General features: G+C 35.6%; 16 protein-coding genes, 9 tRNA genes, 2 rRNA genes and 1 pseudogene. 25 read left to right on the top strand and 3 right to left on the bottom strand.

The window, feature by feature from the left end:
- Positions 1-134: 134 nt before the first annotated feature.
- The 20 genes from LMD38_RS25390 to LMD38_RS25295 all read left to right on the top strand — a co-directional run bounded on the left by LMD38_RS25390 (position 135) and on the right by LMD38_RS25295 (position 18,729).
- Positions 135-3,057, top strand: a 23S ribosomal RNA gene (locus LMD38_RS25390).
- Positions 3,058-3,143: 86 nt separating this feature from the next.
- A 5S ribosomal RNA gene (gene rrf, locus LMD38_RS25385) occupies positions 3,144-3,259 on the top strand.
- Between the two features lie 9 nt (positions 3,260-3,268).
- A tRNA-Asn gene (locus LMD38_RS25380) sits at positions 3,269-3,343 on the top strand.
- Between the two features lie 4 nt (positions 3,344-3,347).
- Positions 3,348-3,420 (top strand) — tRNA-Thr (locus LMD38_RS25375).
- A gap of 24 nt (positions 3,421-3,444) precedes the next feature.
- Positions 3,445-3,519, top strand: a tRNA-Glu gene (locus LMD38_RS25370).
- A gap of 5 nt (positions 3,520-3,524) precedes the next feature.
- Positions 3,525-3,600 (top strand) — tRNA-Val (locus tag LMD38_RS25365).
- Between the two features lie 17 nt (positions 3,601-3,617).
- A tRNA-Tyr gene (locus LMD38_RS25360) sits at positions 3,618-3,701 on the top strand.
- Positions 3,702-3,766: 65 nt separating this feature from the next.
- A tRNA-Gln gene (locus tag LMD38_RS25355) sits at positions 3,767-3,841 on the top strand.
- 5 nt (positions 3,842-3,846) lie between these two features.
- Positions 3,847-3,922, top strand: a tRNA-Lys gene (locus LMD38_RS25350).
- A 5-nt stretch (positions 3,923-3,927) separates the two neighbouring features.
- Positions 3,928-3,999: transfer RNA gene (locus tag LMD38_RS25345), tRNA-Gly, on the top strand.
- A 10-nt stretch (positions 4,000-4,009) separates the two neighbouring features.
- Positions 4,010-4,082: transfer RNA gene (locus LMD38_RS25340), tRNA-Ala, on the top strand.
- Positions 4,083-4,197: 115 nt separating this feature from the next.
- Positions 4,198-5,343, top strand: a complete 1,146-nt coding sequence (locus LMD38_RS25335) for a glycerate kinase (protein ID WP_016716251.1) — start codon at positions 4,198-4,200, stop codon at positions 5,341-5,343.
- 209 nt (positions 5,344-5,552) lie between these two features.
- Positions 5,553-6,446 carry an arginase gene (gene rocF / locus LMD38_RS25330; protein ID WP_000711567.1) on the top strand — a complete coding sequence of 298 codons (894 nt, stop codon included), beginning with the start codon at positions 5,553-5,555 and terminating at the stop codon, positions 6,444-6,446.
- A gap of 248 nt (positions 6,447-6,694) precedes the next feature.
- Complete coding sequence (gene cdaA / locus LMD38_RS25325) at positions 6,695-7,516, top strand: diadenylate cyclase CdaA (protein ID WP_001115703.1); 822 nt, start codon at positions 6,695-6,697, stop codon at positions 7,514-7,516.
- Positions 7,509-8,990 (top strand): CdaR family protein, encoded by a 1,482-nt coding sequence (locus LMD38_RS25320; RefSeq protein ID WP_073530345.1) that lies wholly within the window; start codon positions 7,509-7,511, stop codon positions 8,988-8,990. Before cdaA ends, LMD38_RS25320 begins: the two co-directional genes overlap by 8 nt.
- Positions 8,983-10,329, top strand: coding sequence for a phosphoglucosamine mutase (glmM, locus tag LMD38_RS25315; protein WP_061183015.1), 1,347 nt, complete (start codon positions 8,983-8,985; stop codon positions 10,327-10,329). Before LMD38_RS25320 ends, glmM begins: the two co-directional genes overlap by 8 nt.
- Positions 10,330-10,615: 286 nt before the next feature.
- Positions 10,616-10,801, top strand: coding sequence for a hypothetical protein (locus tag LMD38_RS25310; RefSeq protein ID WP_001208183.1), 186 nt, complete (start codon positions 10,616-10,618; stop codon positions 10,799-10,801).
- 12 nt (positions 10,802-10,813) lie between these two features.
- Positions 10,814-12,616, top strand: a complete 1,803-nt coding sequence (gene glmS / locus LMD38_RS25305) for a glutamine--fructose-6-phosphate transaminase (isomerizing) (RefSeq protein WP_000334168.1) — start codon at positions 10,814-10,816, stop codon at positions 12,614-12,616.
- A gap of 435 nt (positions 12,617-13,051) precedes the next feature.
- Entirely contained in the window at positions 13,052-15,589 is a 2,538-nt protein-coding gene (locus LMD38_RS25300; protein WP_228920038.1) for a DUF2726 domain-containing protein, read from the top strand.
- 392 nt (positions 15,590-15,981) lie between these two features.
- Positions 15,982-18,729: an ATP-dependent DNA helicase gene (locus tag LMD38_RS25295; RefSeq protein WP_228920036.1), complete on the top strand. Its 2,748-nt coding sequence runs from the start codon at positions 15,982-15,984 to the stop codon at positions 18,727-18,729.
- Positions 18,730-18,972: 243 nt separating this feature from the next.
- Here the strand turns inward: LMD38_RS25295 and LMD38_RS25290 are convergent, their stop codons facing one another.
- Positions 18,973-19,209 carry a helix-turn-helix domain-containing protein gene (locus LMD38_RS25290; protein WP_000687419.1) on the bottom strand — a complete coding sequence of 79 codons (237 nt, stop codon included), beginning with the start codon at positions 19,207-19,209 and terminating at the stop codon, positions 18,973-18,975.
- 248 nt (positions 19,210-19,457) lie between these two features.
- On the opposite strand from LMD38_RS25290, the pseudogene LMD38_RS25285 reads away from it, so the two are divergent.
- From LMD38_RS25285 to LMD38_RS25275, 3 genes and pseudogenes are all read left to right on the top strand, one after another.
- A pseudogene (locus LMD38_RS25285) lies at positions 19,458-20,062 on the top strand (IS4 family transposase); the annotation flags it as partial.
- 112 nt (positions 20,063-20,174) lie between these two features.
- Positions 20,175-20,369: a helix-turn-helix transcriptional regulator gene (locus LMD38_RS25280; RefSeq protein WP_000956454.1), complete on the top strand. Its 195-nt coding sequence runs from the start codon at positions 20,175-20,177 to the stop codon at positions 20,367-20,369.
- Positions 20,370-20,371: 2 nt separating this feature from the next.
- Positions 20,372-20,878 (top strand): DUF3278 domain-containing protein, encoded by a 507-nt coding sequence (locus LMD38_RS25275; RefSeq protein WP_228920034.1) that lies wholly within the window; start codon positions 20,372-20,374, stop codon positions 20,876-20,878.
- A gap of 130 nt (positions 20,879-21,008) precedes the next feature.
- Here LMD38_RS25275 and LMD38_RS25270 read toward each other — a convergent pair whose 3' ends face one another.
- Complete coding sequence (locus tag LMD38_RS25270) at positions 21,009-21,215, bottom strand: Blp family class II bacteriocin (RefSeq protein ID WP_228920033.1); 207 nt, start codon at positions 21,213-21,215, stop codon at positions 21,009-21,011.
- A gap of 57 nt (positions 21,216-21,272) precedes the next feature.
- On the opposite strand from LMD38_RS25270, the gene LMD38_RS25265 reads away from it, so the two are divergent.
- Both LMD38_RS25265 and LMD38_RS25260 read left to right on the top strand, forming a co-directional pair.
- Positions 21,273-23,423, top strand: a complete 2,151-nt coding sequence (locus LMD38_RS25265) for a peptidase domain-containing ABC transporter (RefSeq protein ID WP_228920031.1) — start codon at positions 21,273-21,275, stop codon at positions 23,421-23,423.
- Positions 23,416-24,885 carry a putative HlyD family type I secretion protein gene (locus tag LMD38_RS25260; protein ID WP_228920029.1) on the top strand — a complete coding sequence of 490 codons (1,470 nt, stop codon included), beginning with the start codon at positions 23,416-23,418 and terminating at the stop codon, positions 24,883-24,885. The genes LMD38_RS25265 and LMD38_RS25260 overlap by 8 nt, the downstream gene beginning before the upstream one ends.
- 177 nt (positions 24,886-25,062) lie before the next feature.
- On the opposite strand, the gene LMD38_RS25255 is transcribed toward LMD38_RS25260, so the two are convergent.
- Positions 25,063-25,527 carry a hypothetical protein gene (locus LMD38_RS25255; protein WP_061663578.1) on the bottom strand — a complete coding sequence of 155 codons (465 nt, stop codon included), beginning with the start codon at positions 25,525-25,527 and terminating at the stop codon, positions 25,063-25,065.
- Positions 25,528-25,613: the final 86 nt, after the last annotated feature.

The raw sequence follows: 25,613 nt of genomic DNA, 5'->3' as shown, positions 1-25,613 counted from the left end.
GATGAACGCTGTTCATCAATATAAGTTTCCGTGTTTCGTTTTGTTCAGTTTTGAGAGAACTATCTCTCATATATAAATGTATGTTCTTTGAAAACTAGATAACAGTGTAGCTCATATTTTTTAATTTTTAGTTTGGTTAAGTTAGAAAGGGCGCACGGTGGATGCCTTGACACTAGGAGTCGATGAAGGACGGGACTAACGCCGATATGCTTCGGGGAGCTGTAAGTAAGCTTTGATCCGAAGATTTCCGAATGGGGAAACCCACCATACGTAATGGTATGGTATCCTTATCTGAATACATAGGGTAAGGAAGACAGACCCAGGTAACTGAAACATCTAAGTACCTGGAGGAAGAGAAAGCAAATGCGATTTCCTGAGTAGCGGCGAGCGAAACGGAACATAGCCCAAACCAAGAGGCTTGCCTCTTGGGGTTGTAGGACATTCTATACGGAGTTACAAAGGAACGAGGTAGACGAAGCGACCTGGAAAGGTCCGTCGTAGAGGGTAACAACCCCGTAGTCGAAACTTCGTTCTCTCTTGAATGTATCCTGAGTACGGCGGAACACGTGAAATTCCGTCGGAATCTGGGAGGACCATCTCCCAAGGCTAAATACTCCCTAGTGATCGATAGTGAACCAGTACCGTGAGGGAAAGGTGAAAAGCACCCCGGAAGGGGAGTGAAAGAGATCCTGAAACCGTGTGCCTACAAATAGTCAGAGCCCGTTAACGGGTGATGGCGTGCCTTTTGTAGAATGAACCGGCGAGTTACGATCCCGTGCGAGGTTAAGCTGAAGAGGCGGAGCCGCAGCGAAAGCGAGTCTGAATAGGGCGTTTAGTACGTGGTCGTAGACCCGAAACCAGGTGATCTACCCATGTCCAGGGTGAAGTTCAGGTAACACTGAATGGAGGCCCGAACCCACGCACGTTGAAAAGTGCGGGGATGAGGTGTGGGTAGCGGAGAAATTCCAATCGAACCTGGAGATAGCTGGTTCTCCCCGAAATAGCTTTAGGGCTAGCCTTAAGTGTAAGAGTCTTGGAGGTAGAGCACTGATTGGACTAGGGGTCCTCATCGGATTACCGAATTCAGTCAAACTCCGAATGCCAATGACTTATCCTTAGGAGTCAGACTGCGAGTGATAAGATCCGTAGTCAAAAGGGAAACAGCCCAGACCGCCAGCTAAGGTCCCAAAGTGTGTATTAAGTGGAAAAGGATGTGGAGTTGCTTAGACAACTAGGATGTTGGCTTAGAAGCAGCCACCATTTAAAGAGTGCGTAATAGCTCACTAGTCGAGTGACTCTGCGCCGAAAATGTACCGGGGCTAAATACACCACCGAAGCTGCGGATTGATACCGAATGGTATCAGTGGTAGGGGAGCGTTCTAAGGACAGTGAAGTCAGACCGGAAGGACTGGTGGAGTGCTTAGAAGTGAGAATGCCGGTATGAGTAGCGAAAGACGGGTGAGAATCCCGTCCACCGAATGCCTAAGGTTTCCTGAGGAAGGCTCGTCCGCTCAGGGTTAGTCAGGACCTAAGCCGAGGCCGACAGGCGTAGGCGATGGACAACAGGTTGATATTCCTGTACCACCTCTTTATCGTTTGAGCAATGGAGGGACGCAGAAGGATAGAAGAAGCGTGCGATTGGTTGTGCACGTCCAAGCAGTTAGGCTGATAAGTAGGCAAATCCGCTTATCGTGAAGGCTGAGCTGTGATGGGGAAGCTCCTTATGGAGCGAAGTCTTTGATTCCCCGCTGCCAAGAAAAGCTTCTAGCGAGATAAAAGGTGCCTGTACCGCAAACCGACACAGGTAGGCGAGGAGAGAATCCTAAGGTGTGCGAGAGAACTCTGGTTAAGGAACTCGGCAAAATGACCCCGTAACTTCGGGAGAAGGGGTGCTTTCTTAACGGAAAGCCGCAGTGAATAGGCCCAAGCGACTGTTTAGCAAAAACACAGCTCTCTGCGAAGCCGTAAGGCGAAGTATAGGGGGTGACACCTGCCCGGTGCTGGAAGGTTAAGGAGAGGGGTTAGCGTAAGCGAAGCTCTGAACTGAAGCCCCAGTAAACGGCGGCCGTAACTATAACGGTCCTAAGGTAGCGAAATTCCTTGTCGGGTAAGTTCCGACCCGCACGAAAGGTGTAACGATTTGGGCACTGTCTCAACCAGAGACTCGGTGAAATTATAGTACCTGTGAAGATGCAGGTTACCCGCGACAGGACGGAAAGACCCCGTGGAGCTTTACTGTAGCCTGATATTGAATTTTGGTACAGTTTGTACAGGATAGGCGGGAGCCTTTGAAACCGGAGCGCTAGCTTCGGTGGAGGCGCTGGTGGGATACCGCCCTGACTGTATTGAAATTCTAACCTACGGGTCTTATCGACCCGGGAGACAGTGTCAGGTGGGCAGTTTGACTGGGGCGGTCGCCTCCTAAAGTGTAACGGAGGCGCCCAAAGGTTCCCTCAGAATGGTTGGAAATCATTCGTAGAGTGCAAAGGCATAAGGGAGCTTGACTGCGAGACCTACAAGTCGAGCAGGGACGAAAGTCGGGCTTAGTGATCCGGTGGTTCCGCATGGAAGGGCCATCGCTCAACGGATAAAAGCTACCCCGGGGATAACAGGCTTATCTCCCCCAAGAGTCCACATCGACGGGGAGGTTTGGCACCTCGATGTCGGCTCATCGCATCCTGGGGCTGTAGTCGGTCCCAAGGGTTGGGCTGTTCGCCCATTAAAGCGGTACGCGAGCTGGGTTCAGAACGTCGTGAGACAGTTCGGTCCCTATCCGTCGTGGGCGTAGGAAATTTGAGAGGAGCTGTCCTTAGTACGAGAGGACCGGGATGGACGCACCGCTGGTGTACCAGTTGTTCTGCCAAGGGCATAGCTGGGTAGCTATGTGCGGAAGGGATAAGTGCTGAAAGCATCTAAGCATGAAGCCCCCCTCAAGATGAGATTTCCCATAGCGTAAGCTAGTAAGATCCCTGAAAGATGATCAGGTTGATAGGTTCGAGGTGGAAGCATGGTGACATGTGGAGCTGACGAATACTAATAGATCGAGGACTTAACCATATAATATGTAGCAATGTTATCTAGTTTTGAAGGAATATATAATTTTCCTCTTGACATTTCGAAAGAAATGTTTATAATGATAAAAGTCTGGTAATGATGGCAGAGAGGTCACACCCGTTCCCATACCGAACACGGAAGTTAAGCTCTCTAGCGCCGATGGTAGTTGGGACCTTGTCCCTGTGAGAGTAGGACGTTGCCAGGCTAATATTATTCCGCAGTAGCTCAGTGGTAGAGCTATCGGCTGTTAACCGATCGGTCGTAGGTTCGAGTCCTACCTGCGGAGCCATTATGCTTCCATAGCTCAGCTGGTAGAGCACTTCCATGGTAAGGAAGAGGTCACCGGTTCAAGCCCGGTTGGAAGCTTGGGAATAGGTTTAAAACTTTTTTGGCCCGTTGGTCAAGTGGTTAAGACACCGCCCTTTCACGGCGGTAACACGGGTTCGAATCCCGTACGGGTCACCACTTTTGGAGGATTAGCTCAGCTGGGAGAGCACCTGCCTTACAAGCAGGGGGTCGGCGGTTCGATCCCGTCATCCTCCACCATATATATTTTAAATGTCGGAGGGGTAGCGAAGTGGCTAAACGCGGCGGACTGTAAATCCGCTCCTTCGGGTTCGGCAGTTCGAATCTGCCCCCCTCCACCATTTTCTTTAAAATAACCTGAGAGGGTTTATTTTTTTGAAAAGATAACCATACTAGTAAATATTAATGGGCTATAGCCAAGCGGTAAGGCAACGGACTTTGACTCCGTCATGCGCTGGTTCGAATCCAGCTAGCCCAGCCATTTACGAGCCATTAGCTCAGTTGGTAGAGCATCTGACTTTTAATCAGAGGGTCGAAGGTTCGAGTCCTTCATGGCTCACCATTTTCGCGGAAGTAGTTCAGTGGTAGAATACAACCTTGCCAAGGTTGGGGTCGCGGGTTCGAATCCCGTCTTCCGCTTAATTACTAAGGGGCCTTAGCTCAGCTGGGAGAGCGCCTGCCTTGCACGCAGGAGGTCAGCGGTTCGATCCCGCTAGGCTCCATCTAATAGAGAAAGCTTACATCATATGATGTAAGCTTTTTTTGTGTTTAAAAAGACAACTTTCATACTTGTCATTTAAAATGGAGAAAACGTGAAAATAAAGGATGGGGATAATTATGAAAGTTGTTATTGCATCTGATTCATATAAAGAAAGCTTAAAAGCTATAGAAGTATGTGAAGCTATTGAAAGAGGTTTTGGAGCAATTTTTCCTAAAGCAGAGTATGTAAAAATACCAATTGGAGACGGAGGGGAAGGAACGGTTGATTCCCTTGTTGATGCTACAAGCGGGAGGATTATATCATTTCATGTGACAGGACCGCTTAGAGAGAGCGTACAAGCCTTTTACGGTATGTCTAAAGATAAAAAGACAGCGTTTATTGAAATGGCAGCAGCATCAGGCTTACAACACGTTCCAGCTAAAAAGCGAAACCCACTTATTACGACGACGAAAGGAACAGGAGAACTTATACTACATGCGCTAGACGAAGGAGCTGAGCATATCATTTTAGGACTGGGAGGAAGTGCTACAAATGATGGAGGAGCGGGTATGTTGTCAGCTTTAGGAGTCAGGTTTATAAATGGAAAAGGAGAAGTAATAGAGCCGTCTGGTGGAACGTTACATTCGATTGTCTCTATTGATTTTTCACAAATGGATTCACGCTTAAAGCATATAAAGATAGAAGCAGCATGTGATGTAGATAATCCGTTAGTTGGAATAAGAGGAGCATCTTTCGTATTTGGGCGACAAAAGGGTGCGGATGAAGAGATGATGAAAGAGCTGGATGAGAATTTAAAGCATTATGCGCATATCCTTAAACAATACCTATTTTGCGACGTATCTAAAATACCTGGTGCAGGAGCTGCAGGAGGTATGGGAGCAGCTGTTATTGCAGTGCTGAAAGGAAGCTTGCGGAGGGGAATTGAAATTGTATTAGATTATACAAATTTTGATAAGCATATAGAAGGTGCAGATTTAATTATAACTGGCGAAGGGAGAATAGATGAACAAACAGCATATGGAAAGGCCCCAGTAGGTGTTGCGGAGCGTGCAAAGCTTTTTCATATTCCTGTCATTGCGATTGGGGGATCAGTATCTCCGAATTACTCGGCTGTTCATGAAAAAGGAATTGATGCAGTATTTAGTATTACAACAAGTCCGATGACATTAGAGGAGGCATATAAAGTAGCAGAAGAGAATATTGAAATGACAGCAAAGAATATTGCAGCAGTGTGGAAAATAGCATCAGAAAAACACTTCTAAATGCGGGAGTGTTTTTTATTATTATCTAATAATAATGATAGTAGTTGTTTCATTAAGTTAACTTTATACATAGAATAGTCTTAACATTTGGATTTTGAAGCGGATATAAGTGAATAATTTGTATATCCATACAGAAAAATGTCGAGTTGAGTCAGACTATATAAAAGATTTAAAATATTTAGTGAAGGCACAAAAGGGGGATACTATCTATGAAAAAAGAAATTTCAGTTATTGGAGTTCCAATGGATTTAGGCCAGATGCGTCGTGGAGTTGATATGGGGCCGAGCGCAATCCGTTATGCAGGTGTAATTGAAAGAATTGAAGAAATTGGATATGACGTTAAAGATATGGGAGATATATGTATAGAGAGAGAAAAAGAAGTAGATGTAAATACAAGCTTAAGAAACCTTACACAAGTTGCAACTGTATGTAACGAATTAGCAAGTAAGGTGGATCATATTATAGAAGAAGGGCGTTTTCCACTTGTATTAGGTGGCGATCATAGTATCGCTATTGGTACATTAGCTGGTGTTGCGAAACATTATAAAAACCTAGGTGTTATTTGGTATGATGCACATGGCGATTTAAATACAGAAGAAACTTCACCATCTGGAAATATTCACGGTATGTCACTTGCAGCAAGTTTAGGGTATGGACATCCGGCGCTTGTAGATTTATACGGGGCATATCCAAAGGTGAAAAAAGAGAATGTTGTAATTATCGGTGCACGTGCATTAGATGAAGGAGAAAAAGACTTTATTCGAAATGAAGGTATTAAAGTATTTTCAATGCACGAGATTGATCGTATGGGTATGACGGCTGTTATGGAAGAAACAATCGCGTATTTATCTCATACTGATGGTGTGCATTTATCATTAGATTTAGATGGTCTTGATCCTCATGATGCACCAGGAGTTGGAACACCTGTAATTGGTGGCTTATCTTATCGTGAAAGTCATTTAGCAATGGAGATGTTAGCGGAAGCTGATATTGTTACATCTGCCGAGTTTGTTGAGGTAAATACGATTTTAGATGAGCGAAATAGAACGGCAACAACAGCGGTTGCTTTAATGGGTTCTTTATTCGGTGAAAAACTAAAATAAATGTAAGAAAAGCAACTGAGAAGTTGCTTTTTTTATTTGAAAATAGGCGTATAATAATGATTTATATTATACTGTACGATAAGAATGTTTGACATCTTACCAATTTAGACTAAAGGGGGTTGTTTGTAATTGTCGTTTGTTTCATGTATGGTATAATTAACTAGTTGTTGGAAATACATACAGATAGAGCATAAAACAATATTTCAATATATGGATAGAATTGCTCGTAAGTAGGAGGAAGGGTTAGCATGCCTTTTGAAGATACGACCATTTTGAAATATCTTAGTACGGCATTAGATATTGCCGTTGTATGGTTTATTATATATAAGCTAATTCTCATAATCCGAGGGACGAAAGCTGTTCAACTTTTAAAAGGGATTACAGTTATTATTGTCGTTCGGATGATCAGTATTTTCCTTGGATTGCGAACGCTATATTGGCTAACTGAACAAGTATTAACGTGGGGATTTTTAGCCGTTATTATTATTTTCCAGCCAGAATTGCGAAGAGCGCTTGAGCAGCTAGGACGCGGGAGTTTATTTTCGCGTACTGGAACTCATGAGGATGATGAGCCTGAAATGGTTGCAACAGCGATAGCGAAAGCAACGGAATATATGGGAAAACGTAGAATTGGTGCATTAATTACCTTGTCAAAAGAGACCGGTATGGGTGATTATGTAGAAACGGGTATTCCGCTAAATGCAAACGTATCATCGGAATTACTCATTAATATTTTCATTCCAAACACACCTCTTCACGATGGAGCAGTAATTATGCAAGGAAGTACCATTAAAGCAGCAGCTTGCTATCTTCCGTTATCAGAAAGTCCATTTATCTCTAAGGAGTTAGGAACTAGGCATCGCGCTGCAATGGGAGTTAGTGAAGTTACTGATAGCATTACAGTAGTTGTGTCGGAAGAAACAGGCCAAATTTCTTTAACGAAAAATGGTAAGTTGCATCGTGATTTGAAGACAGAACAACTGAAAGATATGTTGTTAGCTGAATTTAGTGCGAACGAAAAAACGACTTCTTCGTCTTTATGGAATTGGAGGAGAAAGCGTCATGGATAAGTTAATGGAGAATCATTGGTTTTTAAAGGGGATCTCATTACTATTGGCGTGTATGCTTTTTATGTCAGCGACTTTAACTGAAAAAAATACGACATCGGGGATACTACCTTTTGCAAATGATGCGAAAGAAACATTAACTAATTATGCTATTAACGTTAAGTATGATGAAGAGAAATATATTGTAAGTGGTATTCCGGCAGAGGGCGTTAAGGTGAAGTTAGAGGGTCCAAAGGCAGCAGTTGCTACGGCAAAAGCGAAAAAACAATTTGATATACCAGTTGATTTGAGAGGTAGCGAAAAAGGAACGTATGAAGTTTCTTTGAAAACGAATGGACTTCCAGATGATGTGAAAGGAACAGTTCAGCCATCAACAATTAAAATTACTCTTCATGAAAAAGCGAGAAAATATGTTCATGTAGACTTGAAATTATCAAATGAGGATCAGATGTCAGCTGGTGCTACGCTCGAAAAATCAAACATTAAACCTGATACGGTTGAGGTAGTTGGGACGAAAGAAGAAATTGAAAGTATTTCATCTGCTAAGGCGTATGTTGATTTAAAAGGTGTTAATAAAACTGTTACAAAAACACCCGAAGTGACATTATACAATAAAGAAGGCAAACGTTTAAATGTAAGAACAAGTCCATCTAAAATTAGTGTAACGTTGAATGTGGCGACGCAAGCTACGGCCAATAATACTGAAAAAACTGTTCCTATAACATATGCGAAAAAGGGGAGTTTACCGGAAGGATTGGCCGTTACAAATGTTAGCGTTGAGCCGAGAGAAGTAACGATAGCAGGTCCAAAAGATATATTGGATAATATACAATCGATAGAGGGGGTCGAAGTAGATCTTAGTCAATTGACAGAGTCTACAACATTCGATACCTCTGTTTTATTACCAAAGGGTGTAACAAGTGCGAAGCCAAATCAAGTAAAGGTTTCAGTAGGCGTACAAAAAACAAAACAAACGAAAACAAGAACGATTGATGGTATATCAATTCAAAAAAATGGACTTTCTAAAGACGTTACGGCCCAGTTACTTTCGCCGCAAGATGGGAAGATAAGCGTTGATATTTCAGGAGAAACAAGTATAGTAGATAAAATAACAGCTGCTCAAATAACAGCAGTGATTAATCTACAAAATGTGTCTCCTGGGACGAAGGATGTTGCTATTCAAGTGAGTGGCCCTGGTAATATTTCAATAGAGCCAAAACAAAAAAGTGCTAAAGTCACAATTGTGAAGAAAGAAAATCCTGATAAAGAAGTACAGGGTAACGGTGAGCAACCAAATTCAAATAATAATAAAGATAATCAAACTGAAAAACCAAAAAATCCTGAACCTGAACCTAAGCCTGATCCAGAAAAGGAAAAGGAGAAGGAACCGGAACAAAATAAAGATAAAGAAACTAGCCAAGAGCCAACAGTAGATAATCAAAAAGAGCCAGAAAAAGGAGCGAATCATAATGGGTAAATATTTTGGTACAGATGGAGTACGCGGGGTTGCGAATCAGGAGTTAACACCTGAATTAGCGTTCAAAATTGGACGTTTTGGTGGTTATGTATTAACAAAAGATACAGACCGTCCAAAAGTAATTATCGGCCGTGATACACGTATATCAGGACATATGTTAGAAGGAGCTTTAGTAGCAGGTCTATTATCAACTGGAGCAGAAGTAATGCGTCTTGGTGTTATTTCTACACCAGGTGTTGCTTATTTAACGAAAGCGTTAGATGCACAAGCTGGTGTTATGATTTCTGCATCTCATAATCCAGTACAAGATAACGGAATTAAATTCTTCGGTTCAGACGGTTTTAAATTAACAGATGAGCAAGAAGCAGAAATCGAAGCTTTATTAGACAAAGAAGTGGATGAATTACCACGTCCAACAGGTACGAACCTTGGGCAAGTGAGTGATTATTTTGAAGGTGGACAAAAGTATTTACAATACATTAAACAAACTGTAGAGGAAGATTTCTCAGGTTTGCATATCGCTTTAGATTGTGCGCATGGTGCTACATCTTCTTTAGCTCCGTACTTATTTGCTGATTTAGAAGCTGATATTTCAACAATGGGAACTTCACCAAATGGTATGAACATTAACGATGGAGTAGGTTCTACGCATCCAGAAGTATTAGCTGAATTAGTAAAAGAAAAAGGTGCTGATATTGGTCTTGCTTTCGATGGTGATGGTGACCGTTTAATCGCTGTAGATGAAAAAGGAAACATCGTTGATGGCGATCAAATTATGTTTATTTGTGCAAAGTACATGAAAGAAACTGGTCAACTAAAGCACAATACAGTTGTTTCAACAGTTATGAGTAACTTAGGTTTCTACAAAGCACTTGAAGCTAACGGTATTACAAGTGATAAAACAGCAGTTGGTGATCGCTACGTAATGGAAGAAATGAAGCGCGGAGGTTACAACTTAGGTGGAGAACAATCAGGACATATTATCTTACTTGATTACATTACAACTGGTGATGGAATGTTAAGTGCACTTCAACTTGTAAACATTATGAAAATGACGAAAAAACCATTATCTGAGCTTGCAGGAGAAATGACAAAATTCCCGCAATTACTAGTAAACGTTCGTGTAACAGATAAAAAACTAGCACTAGAAAACGAAAAAATTAAAGAAATTATTCGTGTTGTAGAGGAAGAAATGAACGGTGATGGCCGCATTCTTGTTCGTCCATCTGGAACAGAACCACTTATTCGTGTAATGGCAGAAGCACCAACACAAGAAGTTTGTAATGCATATGTACATCGCATTGTAGAAGTTGTGAAAGCGGAAGTTGGCGCTGAATAATTTAATAAATTTATTGAAAAGGAGCACAATAAGTGCTCCTTTTTCATATGTTTTATAGATGGTGAAAAAATTTTCATTGACGGTTTATCCATGTTTGTTATAAGATGGTCTTGTTCTTTTTCTCAAAGGAAATATTGTAAATTATAGAAGCGCCAGAACTACAAGTAGTGTAGTTGACGAGGTGGGGTTTATCGAGATTTCGGCGGATGGCTCCCGGTTGTTCATCACAACCGCAAGCTTTTACTTAAATCATTAAGGTGACTTAGTGGACAAAGGTGAAAGTGTGATGAGAGAAAAGGAACGGATACAAACTAGCTGTATAAGTATATACGGACTTAAACCCAATCGAGAGGAAGGTGAAAGCCGTTACAAGCTTACAGGGCTAGCAATATGTAATCCGTTTTTTAGTATAAATAAAAATGGTATCGGACTATGTCGTTACATGTTCGCAGAGCAGTGTAAGCATTTGTAACGGCGACTAAACATGTGTGGAATCGTAGGATTTATTGGAGAGCAAGATGCAAAGGAAATTTTATTAAAAGGTTTAGAAAAGCTAGAATATCGTGGATATGATTCAGCAGGTATTGCAGTACAAGCAGAGAACGGTGTTGTTGTATACAAAGAAAAAGGCCGTATTGCAAAACTTCGCGAAATCGTAGATGAGAACGTAGCAACAAGCGTGGGAATCGGTCACACACGCTGGGCTACACATGGTGTTCCGAGCAAAGTAAACGCGCATCCGCATCAAAGTACATCAAAGCGTTTTACACTAGTTCATAACGGTGTAATTGAAAACTATGAGTTAGTGAAGAAGGAATATTTACAAGATGTAACGTTCGTAAGTGAAACGGATACAGAGGTTATCGTACAGCTTATGGAACAACAAGTGAGCACAGGACTAAGTGTAGAAGAAGCGTTCCGTAATACGCTATCTCTTTTACATGGCTCTTATGCAATCGGATTACTTGATGCTGAAAATCCAAACATGATTTATGTTGCTAAAAACAAAAGCCCGCTATTAGTAGGTGTTGGTGACAACTTTAATGTTGTGGCGAGCGACGCTATGGCGATGTTACAAGTTACAGATCAATTTATTGAATTAATGGATAAAGAAATTGTAATTGTAACGAAAGAAAGTATTACAATTAAAAACTTACAAGGTGAAACGATTGAACGTGCACCGTTTACAGCGGAATTAGACGCAAGTGATATTGAAAAAGGAACATACCCTCATTTCATGCTTAAAGAAATCGATGAGCAACCACTTGTTATCCGTAATATAATTCAAAAGTATCAAGATGAAAATGGCGAGATTGAATTAGATCAAGACATCCGCAATGCGATTTTAGATAGCGATCGTATTTATATCATTGCATGTGGAACAAGTTATCATGCAGGTCTTGTTGGAAAACAATTTATCGAGAAGTTTGCAAAAATGCCAGTTGAAGTGCATGTAGCAAGTGAATTCTCTTATAACATGCCATTATTAACAGAAAGACCATTCTTCATTTACATTTCACAAAGTGGTGAAACAGCTGATAGCCGTGCAGTACTTGTACAAACAAATGAAATGGGTCATAAAGCATTAACGATTACAAACGTACCTGGTTCTACACTTTCTCGTGAAGCGGATTATACACTTCCGTTATACGCGGGACCAGAAATCGCAGTTGCATCAACGAAAGCTTACACAGCACAGCTTGCAGTACTTTCAATTTTAGCTGCAGATATTGCTAAAGCAAAAGGTGAAGTTCTTGGTTTTGACTTAACACACGAACTAGGACTTGTAGCAAATGCAATGGTACAACTTTGTGATCAAAAAGAAGAAATGGACGCATTAGCAAAACAATTTTTAGCAACAACGCGTAACTGCTTCTTCATCGGACGTAGCGTAGACTTCTACGTAGGATTAGAAGGTGCGTTAAAGCTAAAAGAAATCTCTTACATCCAAGCAGAAGGATTTGCTGGAGGAGAATTAAAACACGGTACAATCGCTTTAATCGAAAATGGTACACCAGTTATCGCACTTGCTACACAAGAGCACGTAAACCTTGGAATTCGTGGTAACGTGAAAGAAGTAGTAGCACGAGGAGCTAACCCATGTATCATCTCAATGAAAGGCTTAGAAATGGAAGGTGACAGCTTCGTATTACCAGCTGTACACGAAGCGCTAGCACCGCTAGTAGCAGTTATTCCATTACAACTTATCTCATACTACGCAGCACTTCACCGCGAGTGTGACGTTGATAAGCCACGTAACTTAGCTAAGTCTGTTACGGTTGAGTAGGAGATTAGTAGGTTAGTAAATATAGTTGTGAAGTGACAAGAAAGTTGTAACATTTACAACAAAGTTATTCATATTACAAGAAAGTTGTACATTTAGAAATGAAGTGACTTGTTAGATTATAGGAGAAAAAGCATGACATAAAAATGTCATGCTTTTTGTGTTAAGAATGGTTAATTGGTAATGAAGATAATGAACTTCGTTCATTATACATAATATGTGTAGATTTATTGTTAAATTTGATAAAACATATGTTAAATACAGTAGTCTTTTTATAATTCTAACCAAATAGTTTAGTGAAAAAAGAAACTAATTAAAAGAGTAACTTACTAAGGGGGATTGTGATTGTTTATGGAATAAAAAGAACGGTTTATAAAAAAACAGTAGTTGTAACATACAATGATAAAATAGTAAATAAAAAAGATAAGGTGATATGAAATGAAGAAAAAACGGAATTTTAAAAAAAGAGATATGAAGATTGCAGCATCGACTCAGGTATTAGAAAAAGATAATGATGAATTATCTATTGAAGATATTCATTGGGAATACTCCGTAAATGAAAAATTTGAGCCAGATACATATGATAAACTAATGCCTTTATTGTATCCAAAGGAAATTCATGAAGAAGGTATTTCTGAGGAAGAAATTAAGCACCGTTTTGCGGTAGAAAAATTATTTTATGAGAAAGATAATTTAAGTTTATTATTAAAGTATGTATGTGGTAAGTGTGGGAAGTTAAGTAAAGCAAACGTTGAAGCAACGTATTTTTTGATGGTTATATCAAGAATTATGTATTTATATCATACTTTAGGTGACTTTAAAGGAGCTTTAGAATTATTAAAAGTTGCAGGGGTAGGGAATTGTTCAAAAGCTTTATTAAAAATAGATGAGGAGGCAAGAGAACAAGAATTAGTAAATTATTATTACTTTGTCTTCTTATATTTAATTACTAAGAAGGAAAATGAAGAATTTTTAGAAGAAGATAAGGAGATAACTATACATTTATTTGAACTATGCATAGATAACCGGATAGAACTTCAAAATATTAATTACTATAGAGTTGATACTTATTACATTGCAAGGTTATTTTTTATGAATTACCAACATTTGTATAGTAAAGTTGGGAAACAAAAGTTTGAACATGTAGTAATGAATTTTTCTCATTTATTACTTAATAAGAAATTTTATTTCTTTGATTCCATTAATGGCTGGAAAAGTAGTACTCAAAATTTCCTTGAAGAGTGGGATGAATTTTATAGTGGAGTAGAAGAACTAATATCAAATGATTTAGTAATTCGTTTTTTGTACTTTATAAAACCAGTTTTTAAGGGATACATTTATTTTGAATTTCGTGAACCAATTGAAGGTGTTCTACCGAAGTTTAAAACTTTTTTTAAAAAATGGAAAGTAGATTTTGTAATGAAATATAGGGATGTTTTAGGGACTCTAACTAAAAAAATATGTGAGATAGATGATTATGGTCAAAATTTTATTTGTTCGCAACAAGATATTACATGTTTTTTTGATTTGTTAGATGAATCAAAGCATACAAAATATAAGAAAAAATTCGCGGAAGAATATATTTTGTCAAATATAACATCATATTCTTTTATGAAGTTTTATGAAGAGAAAATGTATCGTCAGTTTGCTTTATTATACAATAAATGTGAAAATGAAAAATTAAAAGAACAAGTTAAGAATGGACTTTCTTTTGAATTAGCATATTGTTTATCTGAAAGTGGTGAAAAAGAACAGGCTAAGGAAATATATGAGGCTATGATTAAAAAGGGAAAAGAAGGATCAGGAGTTTTTAATAACTTGGGAGTCATTTACCGAGATATAGATAAAAATTACATGAAAGCTTTAGATTTATTTAACAAAGCGAATAAGATATTACCCAATGATCAAATAATAATACAAAATATAAATACTACAAAAAAAATGATTGATGAGCAAAAATCTCATCCACAAAAAATAGTTGAGCGCTATTTTAAAAAGACGGATAGTCAACATAAAAAAATCATTTTTACAATTTATCGTTTTCAAGGTCAGGAATATGTATCTAATGAATTACTTATGAATGCTACTAATTTTAAAGGACGTTATTTTGAAAAACTTATAAGGCACTTGCAATCATTAGAACTGATTTATTTTGATGCTGGAAGAGGATGGTACATTGATCAGGCAATTAAAGAAAATGTAGAGAGCTATATAAATCCTAAGTTGGAGCGACAAATTATTAAATGGGATAATAATTGTTTTTATCGTCCTATTTTCTATCATGAAGCAGAGATCAATTTATATAGGGTTTTAAAGGAATTGTTTCCGATGCACTTAGTATTTCCGAATATGGATTTAAAAACTATAATTGATGCTGAAAAAATCCGTGATTACCTTGATAATGATATATTAGACTACTTCTTTAAGGCGCATGTAGACTTTGCAATTGTTGATACAACAAATTATTTTCCTATTATGACATATGAACGTGACAGTACTTATCAAGACCACGAGCCTCAAAAAAGCAATGCCATAAAGAAAAATATAATTTTCCAAACAAGTGGTCTACCTTTAATTCGCCTTCGCTATAGCCCTTCAATGGATTATGAGCGCTTGAAAGAAGAAATAAAACAGACAACAAAGGAGTTCTTTTTAGAAATTCAACAAGGTAATAATAGTGAGAGTAAGCGTATACTTAAATCTTTTGATTTAAAAAAGTTTGATATCTACAATGAGTTACCTAATATTAATGATATTCAAGACAAGTGGTCTGCTATAGTTGGTGAATTAATCGCTGAAAATACTATTGAGATACAAATGTTAAAAGAGACCGGTATTGTAATAATTTTTTTAAGCGAAAAAGTTAAATCAATAGTGGAAATGGGAAAAGAAAACATAAAGAAAAGCATGTATCAAGAATTTCCGGTACTTAATGCACTTGAATTTAAATGGGAAAGCAGTAAAAAAGAAGATTAAATTTTGGCGCTTCTAGTCACTATTGGGGACTGGAATGCTATTGGGTGTGTTAATTTCAGCTTTAGAGTGGAGGGGAAACATAGTATATACAATATATGAATTTACCTTATTATTATGAAGTATATGATAAAAAGCACGATATAAATTTATCGTGCTTTTTATTTTATCTAGGTTTTTATAGGGATAAAAGGTAAGGGATCAATATGTAGTTTTACAATTGTTTTTAAAGTCTATATATTGATGTGTTGTTTGTTCAGTGATATAATAAGTTTTTGTGTAAGGAAGATATTGTATAAAATATTAAAGGGTTATAGTGAAAGTAAAACTACTCTAAACAAGAGAGAGTTATATAAAAGAGAGATTGCAAGTTAGAAAAGTAGAGGGGGCAGTAGATGAATTCTAAAGCAGATGTAATTTTAGACATATTTGAAGAAAAGCTACTCAAACACTATGGTACTAGTATTATTAGGGCATCTCAGTTACAAATGGCATTAGATATTGGAGAGTTTTTGGAGTCTAGTAAGAGAGTAATGATTATTGAGGCACCAGTAGGAACAGGAAAGTCATTAGGAGCATTAGTTCCAGTCTTAGTAGATCGGAAATATAATACATTCGATAAAAGGAATGTTATGTATGCTACTGCTACTATTAATTTGCAAGGACAGTTAATGAGGAGTGAAATTCCACTATTACGTAAACTGGGGTTAGTAAATAACCCAATTGTTGCAAAGGGAAAATCACATTATTATTGTCACTTTAGGATGAAGAATTCAAGTCAAAAAATAGAAAACGAATTATTTTCGCGTGCAGATCAACATGTTTTGGAAAAGTTTTTTCGATTAAGTAAGACGGGGCAAAGGAGCGAATTAGAAGAGGAACATGGCTTTAATATAGAGGATAAAAAATGGAAAAGAGTTGAGTTATCTAATAAGTCTAATTGTAGGGCTTGTCAATTTTCAATGGTATGTCCGACGATTATACATCGGAGAAGATTTAAAGCAATTGAAAATGATGTAGTTATAACCAATCATGATCAACTAATTAATTCGTTTTTAAATGCAATGGATATGGATAGTATTTATGAGCCAGTACTAAAAACTGATATGGGGCTAGTGATAATTGATGAAGCTCACGATTTTTTGGAAACATTTATTGGTCGTTTAGAAAAAACGTTTACTCTGTCTTACTTGAGGAATCTTGAAAAATATATAGAACGGGACAATTATAAGTGGAAAAAAGCCGTAGATAGATTAAGAGCATGGGTAAAAAGGAACAAAGAATATAATAAGAAGTCAGATGCGGGGCGCTACTTGTTAACAGACTTTGTATTTTCTATTTTAAAGACGCTACAAAAAATCTTAAATGAAAATCTATTTCAGGCAAAGTACCGAAGGGCTGAAATATTGGACGAATTGTCTGGTATTCTCCATAGATTTTTACAGAAGGAGAAGTATACGTCTTGGATAAGCTTAGAAGATAATGAATTTCATGTCATAGAAAATAATTATAAAGAGGTATTCCGACAGATGTTAGATTATATCAAGAATTCCAATAAAATTATATTTATGTCGGGTACCCTTACGGTGAATAAAGATTTTTCTTATATTAAAAATCAATGGAATATTAAAAGTGGAGAAGCGGTAACAAAAGTTTTAAATAGTCCATTCGATTACAAGAATCAAGCACTTATTTACATACCTAAGAAATTAGGTAATCCTAATAAAGATGAGTTTATAGAAAATGCATTAAAAGAGATTCGTAAATTACTGAGATTGACAGGGGGACGTACGCTTCTTTTAAATACCTCTAAGGACCATATGGATGAATTTTATAATGGAATCAAAGTAGAATTAGCGACTTCTAACGTTCCATTATACAAACAAGGAGAAAGTGGAGTTGAAAATTTAACTAAACGTTTTAAAGAATTAGAAGAGAGTGTGTTAGTTGGATCCGGTAGTTTTTTCTCTGGGTTTTCAATAGCAGGAACTTCTTTAACATCAGTTATTATAAATAAGTTACCATTTCCAGCTTTTAATGATCCTATTATAGAGTTAATGAGTATGGGAATTAAAAAGGAAGATAGGTTTAAAAAAGTTAGTTATCCAATGATGATAAATAAGTTAGATCAAGCGGTAGGGCGCTTAATTAGAAGTATTGAGGATTATGGAATTGTCACAATACTTGATGAGCGCATTTATACATCTCAAGGGTATGGTAAGGATGTGCGAGAGTTATTAAAAGAACAAGGGTATGTACTGACGAGATCATGGGAAGAGGTAGAATCTTTTTATATTAAAAAGTTAGAAAAAGGAGCAGAAGCTGAATATAGACCATATAACAAAGAAGCATTAGATATTGGAAATTTGTTAAGCCGTCCTAACCGTAAATTACTAGCTAAAACACAGAAGAGAAAACATATAAAAGTGAAAATGTATGAACCTAAGAAGATAAAAAAAGATCAAAAGTTATTCTTAGAAAAGGTATGTAAAGATGCTAACTTTAAAATTATTCTAAATGGAACTACAGAGCTTGTATTTAAAGAAGTCTGTATTAGTTTAGCTATGGATAAACTTCCTATTCCTCAAACAATGAAGGATTTTCCATATAGAGATATTGAAGAGAAAGAAAAGCTTAGTCAATATTTAGATTTTAAAGTAGCTAATAAGACGGTAGAAGAAATCTATAGGGAAAATGAAGTGAAGACAACAAAAAACAGAGTAAATAAAGACCAAAGAGAATTTTTAAAGAATCTCATGGAACAGGAAGGAATAACAGGTTCTATAAAGAGAGAAGTAAACGATGCTTATAAGGTAGTATATGATGAACTATACAGTAGCTGGAAGGATGTGTCTTATTTAAGGGAGTGTTTTCCATATCAAGATGAAGAAGAAAAAAGGGAGTTATTTACTTACCATGGGGGAACGAGGAAAAGGGCATATCCTTTATGTACGCAATTAGGGTGCAGTGGTGAATGTAGTGAACAGGAACATAAGCAAATAATAGCTTATCTTATTGATACCTATGGGGCTACAAAGATTGAATATATGGGGAGAACAGGGAAACAACGGGTTCTAATTGAACCTATAGAAATATTAGATCAAGATGAATTTCGACCAAGTGAACTATTACAAAATGTTTAAAAACATTCTAAAAAGATGTGAGGAAGCTATTCTTTATACTATTAATAGTTTTGCTATGGGGAACAATAGCAGAATAAAAAATTAGTTTATTATGCTTTTTTATACTGTATAGTTTTTATAACAAGCAAAAGAAGAAATATAATGATACTATTTCTTTTGCTTGTTACTCAATCTAAAATAATTACTTAAAGTTTGTATTTTCTATAGTTATTTAATATTAATATTAATTTTAATAAGGTGGTATTACTCTTTGGATTTTGAGACTAAAAATTCTACTTCTTGAATTAACAGGGAGGGTTTGACATCAAGAGTTTCAGCTAATGCAAATATAGTATTGATTGTGGGTTTTCTTTTACCACGTTCAAGAAGACTAATATATGTTCTATCTAAACTAGAGTTAAGTGCGAGCTGTTCTTGACTTATATTAGTGATATGCCGGTATTTTTGTAGGGTAATTCCAAAGGCTTCTTCGATTTTCAAGAAATCACTCTCCTTATATTTATAAGATAATTTTGAGAGAGTAATCTTCTTTTAACTACAGACTATAGTCTGCATTTACTTGTAATATACAGCCGATGTTTAGGAAGAAGTATAAAGAAAACGGCCATAATGTAGTTATTAGGCCTCACCATACATGCCCATCAATTTAAGAGATTTTAATACCCCCTAATTACTCAAAAACGTCATTCTTTCTAAACAAGCTAGATTAGAAAGAATGACGTTTTTTGATGAACCCCTTGATTCAAGATGAACTACAACCATTTGCAAAGGAATTACAACGATATGTGACACCTGTATTTTTAGAAGAACTTGCAAGAGAAATAGGATTTATAAAGCGAAAACGTAAGTTTTCTTGCTCAGACTTAGCCCCGATTTGTATTTGGATCAGTAACGAGTAGCAGGTGATCCCTTAGTATGATTATGTAGTAAGCTTCATGCAGCCACTTGCACTTTACTCAGCCCTGAGGGCTTAAATAAACGTTTAAATGCTAAAGCAGTTTTGTTTTCACAACATATTTTCTCTTTACTGTTACAACAAAAAGTATGTGAACAAACACAAACTTCTAACCATCTCTTCTCTTATTTTCAACGAATACGTATCTTAGATGCTACTGTATTTCAGGTGCCGAATGCCTTAGAAGATGTATATCCAGGCTCTGGAGGCTGTGCTAAAACAGCCGAAATCAAAATTCAATTAGGATATGATCTGCACAGTAGAAAATTTCTTAACTTTCAAGTTGGACCAGAAAAAAATAACGACAAAATATTTGGCACGAAGTGCTTAAATACTTTACGACCAGGAGATTTATGTATTCGTGATTCGGCTTATTTCATGTCGAAATTCATACTGGAATCTCATAAATATATATGACACTTGACGTATATAAAAAACAAATGTAATATATAAATAACAAAAGTAAACTATAGTATTGGAGGGTTTTTAGATGCTTACCAAAGTTAAGCGGATTCGACTTGAAAAAGGTATGACACAAGGAGAATTAGCAAAATTGACAAATGTTAGCAGGCAAACAATAGGTTTAATTGAACAAGGCGCATATAATCCATCTTTAAATCTTTGTATTAAGATTTGTCAAACCCTTGGAGTTACTTTAAATGATTTATTTTGGGAGGAGTTGTAATAATGAAAAATATCTTAGAAAAAATGTACTTGAGATTTATAAACAAGGTAAGCGAAAGAGATGAATATCAAATACAAGAAATAAACAAAGAGTTTGCTATTGCAGGGTTAATGTTATGGTATGCAAATATATTGGCTATGTTTATTATGCTAGTAGTGGATACTATTAATCACACCTTATCCATAGGAACTATAATTACCTTTGTGGTCAATATGCTTTACGCTAACTATCTAATGTGGAAATTAAAAAAGAAAAAATTGAATGATATAGAGTGCTCTACAAAAGAAGAATTTTTTAAAAAGAAAAAACAGATTAAAAAATCTAGTATTAGAGCGGGTTTACTTTGGACTTTTGAAATGTTTATATTAATGTGTTATGTTTTTCCTTATTTAAGCTCAGGAAAAATATCAGTTTCTTTCTCTGATATTATTATATGGGTTTGTGCAGGCTTATTCTTTGGTTCTAGCATGTATGTAATTTCATTATTTAATTTAAAAAAGTTATATTAGTTGAAATTAGAATATAAATGAAATACGGTCTATAGAATTAAACCTTTCTTTCTATAAATTAAAAGCGATTAAATTAAAAACCCAATTTAATCGCTTTTTTCATTCTAATCATTATTAGATATAAAATTTATTAGCAACCGCCAATGCCGCCAGCAATGCCGCCAGCTAAAGCGCCTACTCCGCTGCCATAAATTACAGCAGGACCGAGTTCCCAAGTGTATCCAGCTCCTGTTAGGAATCCACTAACTGCGCCAGAAGCGATGCCTGCTACACATTTACCAGCTCCACCAGCTGAAATTTCTAAAAGTTCTTTTTCTGTAAGTGTCTCTAAGTTCATAATATGATTCTCCTTTTATAACAAGATTTAAAGGATTGTGGTCCTGCATGTCTTGCAATGATTTCTTCCTATTATGGGTTTACAATGTCTATTTCAAAGATTAGGAATATAGCTGGCACAGATTTATCAGGAACAAATATAAGGGGATTACTGGAAGCGGGAGAAAAATTAGGATTTGAAGTTAAAGCTGTAAAGGCAACCAAAATTGAAAATTTGAAAGAAATACCATTACCTGCTATTGCTCATGTAGTAGTGAATGGTGGTTTGTTACATTATGTAGTTATTCATAAAATTAAGGATAATAAAATTTATATTGCGGATCCAGAAAAAGGCTTGATAACCTATTTATTAGAGGAATTCTGTCAAATGTGGACAGGTATTCTTGTATTAATGTCTCCTGGACAAAAGTTTCAAAAAGGGAAAGAATCTCAAGGAACATTTTCTCGTTTTTTATTGTTATTAAAGCAGCAAAAAAAAATATTAGTACCTTTATTTTTTGCTTCTATTTTTTTTAATTTATTTGGATTGTTAGGAGCATTTTATTTTAAGTTTTTAATTGATGATATTGTTACGAATCAGTTGTTGCAGACACTTCATATTGTATCTATTGGGATTATTATATTGTACATTTTTAAAGTTCTTCTTTCCTATTTTAGAACTCATTTGATTTTATATTTGAGTAGAAGAATAGATATTCAATTAATGCTTGGATATTATCGTCATGTTGTAGGGTTACCTATGAATTTTTTTGAGACAAGAAAAGTGGGAGAAATTATTTCTCGATTTATGGATGCAAGTAAAATAAGGGATGCGTTATCAACAATTACAGTTACATTAATGATTGATACATTAATGGTTACATTAGGAGCAATTTTATTATATATACATAGTCCTATTTTATTTGGTGTGACTCTATTATTAATACCTTTTTATATTGGGATTATTTTTGTTTTTCATAAACCGTATCAATTAATTAATAGAGAAGAGATGGAAAGTAATGCTAGATTAAATTCTTATTTAGTAGAATCTTTAAATGGAATTGCAACAGTAAAGTCTTATAACGCTGAAAAAGAAGTGTTTTTTCAAACTGAAAGTCATTTTGTTAATTTATTAAAGAATGTATTTAAAAGAGGAATGTTATCTAATTTACAAGGATCTATTAAAATGGGACTTGAGTTAATTGGAGGGACGGTTATTCTTTGGGTTGGAGCTATACAGGTATTAAAAGGTAATATGACGATAGGTGAATTAATTACATATAATGCACTTTTAGCTTATTTTTTAAATCCAATTGAAAATTTAATTGGAATTCAACCTATGATGCAATCTGCATTAGTTGCTGGAGAACGATTAAATGAAATCTTTGATTTAGATGCTGAAAAAAGTGAAAAAGAAGATAATAAAGTCTCTCCTAAACAGTTATCTGGGAGGATTGAATGTTCTAATGTTACATTTCGTTATGGAACACGTAAGAATGTTTTAAATAATATAAGTTTTTCTATTGAGTCTGGTAGTCAAGTTGCATTTGTAGGAGAAAGTGGTTCTGGAAAAACGACAATTTCAAAATTGCTAATGCATTATTACGAATCACAACAAGGTGATATATATTATGATGATTATCATATTAAAGAAATAAATCGTACTGCATTACGAAATCAGATTGCATATGTTTCTCAGGAATCATTTTTCTTTAGTGCGTCTATTTATGAGAATTTATGTTTTGGATTAGAACGATCAGTTACGTTAGAAGAAGTTATACAAGTATGTAAACAGGTTTGTGTACATGAGTTTGTTGGTGAATTACCGTTACGTTATGAAACTCATTTAGAAGAAAATGCTTCGAATTTATCAGGTGGACAAAGACAACGTTTAGCAATTGCGAGAGCGTTATTGAAAAAACCAGATATTTTAATTTTAGATGAAGCAACAAGCAATTTGGATTCTACAACTGAAAAAAATATTACGGATATGTTAAAAGGATTAGGTTTACAAGGAGTAACTGTTATTATGATTGCTCATCGATTAAGTACAATTCAACATGCAAGTCAAATTTTTGTAATGGAAAAAGGAAATATTATAGAGCGAGGTTCTCATGAAGAATTATTATTCCATCAAGGAGAATATTATCGTCTTTGGAAGAATCAAACAGTTCACGTAGATCATATAGAGTCACAATTTAATAAAATGAGGGGTGGTCAATATGAGTAAGATTTATTCTTTTGATCAGTTAACAGATAGTGTAGAGTTATTGGAACGAAAACCTCCTCGTTTTATCGCTGGATTACTATGTTTTCTTTTTTTTAGTTTAATAGGATTTATAATTTGGGCATATGTTGGAAAACTAGATATTGTGAGTAAAGGAACAGCAATGATACAAGGTAAGTCAGATGTAAGTGTATCTCGAACTCAAATTCCAGGTGTTGTAGATACTATTTCTGTTCAATCAGGAAATGTGGTGAAAAAGGGAGATACTTTACTTCAATTAAAAAACCAAGAATTAATGGATAAACAAAATCAAATGGATCAAATTGTTAAGCATTTAGAAGGACAAAAAGAGATGTTAGAACAGTTAAAAAAGAGTATTCAATCCCATAAATCATCTTTTTCTGATAAAGTGGATAAAAAAATAAGGGAAGAATATAAAGCATATGAGCAAGGGTATCAATCTTTGCAAAATGAAAAAGAAAATGAGATAAATTTGATAGTTAATAGTAAACTATCAAATGAACAAGACGAGATTTTACAAGGGTTGATTGCAGAAAAGGAAAATATACAAAGAGAAATTAAATCTATAAATAAACAGAAAGATAAAGAAAATATATTAGATGAACAAAAACAAGTATTGGATGATAGAATTCAATCTTTAGAGTCTCAACAAAATAATATAGAAAAAAGAATAGGTCAAAGAAAAGAAACGTTAGATAGTGAAAGGAAGAAAGTTGATACAACGAAGGAAGGGAAACAAAAACAAAAGGAACATGCCTTGAATCAATATAAAGAAAGTACTATTGTTTCTGTGAATCAGCGTATTCAATCTTTAGAGCAAGAGATATTTATGAAAAAACAAGACTTTTCTGGATTACATAATCAAAATGAAACGATGATTATAAAGGCACAACAAGATGGAGTTGTACAATTCCCTTCTATTTTGCAACCTGGTGATTTAATTGATCCAGGTCAAGAGGTCGTTTCAATTATTCCAGAAGAAGATGAAAAAAAAGTAAAAATTTTGTTATCTGCTGAAGAGATAAGAGGGATTAAAAAAGGGGATAAGGTACAGTATTCGTTTAAGTTAAATAAAACGGATAAACAAATGGGAAAAGTAACGTATATATCGGCACATCCTATTTTTGATAAAGATTCTAAAGCTTATGTTTATGAATTGGAGGCAACAATTGATAAGCAGGAATTATATGAGTTGCATACAGGAATGGTAGGCAGGGTTTCGATAGTAACAGGAGAAGAACCGATATGGAAATTTATATTAAGAAAATTAGATTTTATCTCTAATTTTAAAGGATTAAGAATGACCATAGAATCAAACCAATTAAATGACAAGTTGTATTATTTATCAATTACACAGATGCTTGAAAAAAATGATCCGGAAGAAGTATTACAAGCTGTTTTAAAACTAAATACATTTTATTGTAACTACTATCAAAATGTATAAAAATATTAACTCAATAAATTCGAACCTATATTATTAAAAATAACATGACTCATAGTGGAAGGCACCCGAAAGGGTGCCTTTTCTTTGTAAAAAATACATCTAATAAGAAATATAGTCTAAATGTACACTTTTCTTTTTTTGATATGGTGACTCCTATTACTAAATTATAGCCGTTTTTTAGTAAGGTATTGAGTTGTTAACTACTTCAACAAATTCTTTAAATTCATTATCTGTGAAGTAATAAAATAATTCTTCTATAACATAGTATGTATCTTTAGAGTCTTTAACAATTAAATCCACTCGATTCAAGCTATTAATAGAGTTTCGAATTACAGTTTTCTTAATAGCCGTTTCTTTTGAGATAGTAGGGATATCTACTTTAACTTTTCCTGTTTTATTGAGGTATGCATCTTTGCATAAATACGCATAGATAATTAAATCAATGCCACTTATATTACCCATCAGTTCTTCTGTGAAGACAGGTGAAGGTACAAAAAAATAACTTTGGTTTTCATAATCTTGAAATTGTATTTCGGTACCTTTTTTTATTGTTTTATTAAAATGTTCATATAAAAGGGAGTGAAGTGTTTCTGTATCTGTATTTAAATCGAAGAATCCTATAGGTAATTTACTAAAATACATAATAACATCCTTTCTTTGTAGACTATAGTCTACGGTATTGTATCATGATACAATGGATTTGTAGATAATACTTACAAATATATCGT

Origin of the sequence: Bacillus pacificus (assembly GCF_020861345.1) — a bacterium.
In the GTDB taxonomy this organism is placed as follows: domain Bacteria; phylum Bacillota; class Bacilli; order Bacillales; family Bacillaceae_G; genus Bacillus_A; species Bacillus_A pacificus.
The sequence above is the reverse complement of the archived record's forward strand: the minus strand, read 5'-3'. Positions and strand labels throughout refer to the sequence as shown.